The sequence below is a fragment of the Microcystis sp. M53602_WE12 genome, from assembly GCF_030065455.1.
Taxonomy (GTDB): domain Bacteria; phylum Cyanobacteriota; class Cyanobacteriia; order Cyanobacteriales; family Microcystaceae; genus Microcystis; species Microcystis aeruginosa.
This window is the reverse complement of the sequence record NZ_JASJFB010000465.1, coordinates 1-3,119: the sequence shown is the minus strand read 5'-3', so window position 1 is coordinate 3,119 and position 3,119 is coordinate 1. Positions and strand designations below refer to the sequence as shown.

General features: G+C 37.1%; 2 protein-coding genes and 2 pseudogenes. 1 reads left to right on the top strand and 3 read right to left on the bottom strand.

Translation table 11 applies throughout. The annotated features are described in order from the left end of the window. Nucleotides 1-320: 320 nt before the first annotated feature. From PX482_RS15455 to PX482_RS15445, 3 genes and pseudogenes are all read right to left on the bottom strand, one after another. Nucleotides 321-1,212, bottom strand: a pseudogene (locus tag PX482_RS15455) (hypothetical protein). Continuing rightward, entirely contained in the window at nucleotides 1,199-1,450 is a 252-nt protein-coding gene (locus PX482_RS15450; RefSeq protein WP_288094982.1) for a hypothetical protein, read from the bottom strand. Before PX482_RS15450 ends, PX482_RS15455 begins: the two are co-directional and overlap by 14 nt. A gap of 350 nt (nucleotides 1,451-1,800) precedes the next feature. Next, nucleotides 1,801-1,962, bottom strand: a complete 162-nt coding sequence (locus PX482_RS15445; protein ID WP_172969774.1) for a hypothetical protein — start codon at nucleotides 1,960-1,962, stop codon at nucleotides 1,801-1,803. Between the two features lie 263 nt (nucleotides 1,963-2,225). Between PX482_RS15445 and PX482_RS15440 the strand changes: the two are divergent. Further along, nucleotides 2,226-3,005 (top strand): annotated as a pseudogene (locus PX482_RS15440) (AAA-like domain-containing protein); the annotation flags it as partial. Nucleotides 3,006-3,119 lie beyond the last annotated feature (114 nt).

Below are 3,119 nucleotides of genomic sequence, written 5' to 3'. Positions count from 1 at the left end.
GGTGCTAGACTGATATTTGAGTAAGCCAGACAGGAGCCAGAAAAAGATATTTATCAGAAAAGTCATGATCAAGCTAGAGGTTTAAAGACTGATCGGGTTGCAATTATTTTTATTAATAAATATTTAACACAATTCATACCAGGTAAGCAAGAGGGCTACGCCACTACTACCGAATTATTACCACATCGGTTACTTTTTTTCTGATCCAGATAGCGAGAATTGTCAGGAAAAGTCAACCCATCACTCCCGCTCAAGGATTTTTATCGATTCCAGTTAATCGATAAAAGCAGTACAATTGTATTTAATTAACTGGCCGACGTTTAATTTATCGTACTATTCCCCTGATTCTATTTTTCCCAGTCCTATTAAAATTTCTGATTCATCTGGGTGATTTGTAATTTTATTGATCTCTTCAGGACTCATAATATCAAATAATAACCATATTAATCTTTCTCTCGTATCCTCGTCACTAAAATTTCCCCCGATGATAGCGTCTAATCTTCCTTGATATTTCTCTGGCGTTTCTTTCAGTGTAAATCCACCGATTAATTTTTGGGTGCATTTCTGAATAGTAACTATTTGAAAACAATTAAATCTAGGCTTAATAGACATATATAGGCTGGTTTTCTTGATTACCAATTTCTTGTCTAAAGGACTAATAATAGATATTTGAGAGTCTTTGTACCGCTCTAAAATCTTTTTGATCCCACTGGAGACAGGGGCAATTGTCGATAGGCTGTTGAATCCACTCATTAATTGGTCGATTTGTTCTAAATTAGGGTTTAAGGAACCCATAATAAGACCGAAGACCAGAGCAATGATTAAACCAAAAAAAACATTATCCTCGATCAAGCTTAATAGAGAAAATATAAGTTGAATGAGAAGGTATAAGGGTATTGATCTAAAAATTTTGAACTTTAATAAACTAACAAAAGTATTTAAAAAATCCTTTTTTAAATCGGGAAATAAATGAAAATATAAATGACAATCCCTAAAAGCTGAGAAATAGCTACTTCCAGTTTCAACTGCTACTCCAATAATTATCGCAGTCACGACAAAAGGCCACCGATCTTCTCCCAGAAGTTTCCGTATTTCACTAGAAAGGTCGGTGGCGGCAGCTGTCTGAGAATCGACCAAAAATAGGTAATGGGTGAATGAACTGAAAAAAGGAAACTTATCTAATTCCGTTAGAACCTGACTACAAAATACCATTTACCCTCAGCCAACGAGTTTTCCAAGTGGGAGTAAAGATTTTGTAGCTTTCTTCTTCATTGACTTTGATATAGCCTTTGTCCGCTAGTTTTTCTAATTTATCTTGTAAGTTAGCTTCTCCAATTCTATCTGTTTCAATTTCAAAGCTCAAGACAGTGGCAGCCCTAACTTTGAGTAAATCAGATAAAAGAGACTTCTCCGCGGAGGTTAAATAATTGGTATCAGTTGTTTTAGCCATAAAATTCCAATAAATTTAGGAATGTTGCTGAGGGGTATAAACCAAATTAGATAAAACGTCAATCAAGTCAGATGGACAGGAGCCTAGTTCATGACTGTACTGATTATAGTATAGGATTATGCCTACCAGTTACTTTTTGGTGAAATGTTCACAATCTTACATTATGGGCGCAAGCAGTTCGAGCAACTCACTGACCACGTTGCGCCCCTACATTGCACCAACTTTCTTTGTTAAGTAGGTGGGTGGAATTAAATATAAGATGAACGTAGGTTGGGTTGAAGCATGAAACCCAACCCCCGCATGGGTTACGCTACCGCTAACCCATCCTACAAATAATTGTGCCTCCCTACTTATTCCTCCAAGATTTTCGTGGCTTGAATCAGGATTTCGATAAGATCGACGAGTTTTGGTTTTGCTTCTTCTTGGACACGACTATCTTCCCAAAAAGGCAGCAATAACGCGAAAGTGATTAGAGCTAAAGATAGCAGCTTTTTGATTTTTCGATAATGCACGGTCGTTGCTCCCTATAGTTTTTTTTCTATCCTTCATATTTACGCATCGAAGTGTGAGTCGAGGACTGGGAATTGTGATATTATGTCTGACTTTTATTTGAAGACTAATTTGTGTCTGAATCTCTAGGTTCTCATAGAACAATTTAAAATGTCTGAGATATGTCTGAGTTTTTTGTGATACGTTTGAGTAAATGTCTGAGATACGTTTGATTTATTTGAGATAAGATTAGGTTGTCATTCATTTTTCAATAATCTTGACGGTTATGGGGCGATCGCTTAAAGTAAAATCAGAATATATCCCTAGAGTCAAACAAGCAGTTAAACTCAATGGTTACGCAACTCAACAGCTGCTTGCTGAGGAGTTAGGGTTCGCAAAATCGACTATTAGCCTTTTTCTTAACGGTAAACCGATTAGTAATCTCAATTTTTTTGAAATTTGTCAAAAATTAGCCCTTGATTATCGAGAAATCTCTGACTGGGATGAGTTGGAGGAAACACCAGCTGCCACGTCTGAGGATGAGGGAGAAAACCGGGCCGCGGATTTTTCCAAGTATATTGAACGTCCTCCAGTGGAACAGCTTTGTCTGGAGACGGTGAGTCAAGCAGGTTCATTATTGCGGATTAAATCAGCCAAGGGGATGGGTAAAACCCTATTAGTCGATAGAATTTTGAGTCAAGTTGACAAAAGAGAGTATAAAACCGTCAGTTTCAGTTTTTTACAAGCAAGTAAAGGAATTATCGGCGATTTAGACCGATTGCTCTCTTGGTTTGCTTTGATTATTTCCAAGAAATTAGGGTTAGCAGCTCTCTTTCAGGAAAAATGGCAAGAAGGATTAGGACTTTATAGCTGTACTGCCTATTTTGAAGACCATTTGCTCAAAAAGCTGGATAAACCCCTAATTTTAGTTTTAGAGGAGATAGATAGTCTCTTTGCCTATACCAGCGTTGCCGACGATTTCCTTAGTTTATTTCGTCTTTGGCACGAGGAGGCAAAAAATAATAATACTTGGCAAAAGTGGCTCTTCGTTACTTGTTATGGTTCGATAGGGGGGCATAAATCGACTAAATCCTTATCTGGCAAGAGACTTAATTGATTAGTTCGCTCTAGATAAAAAACAATTGACAAAAATCGCTAAATGCCTTTCTATATAAGGGTT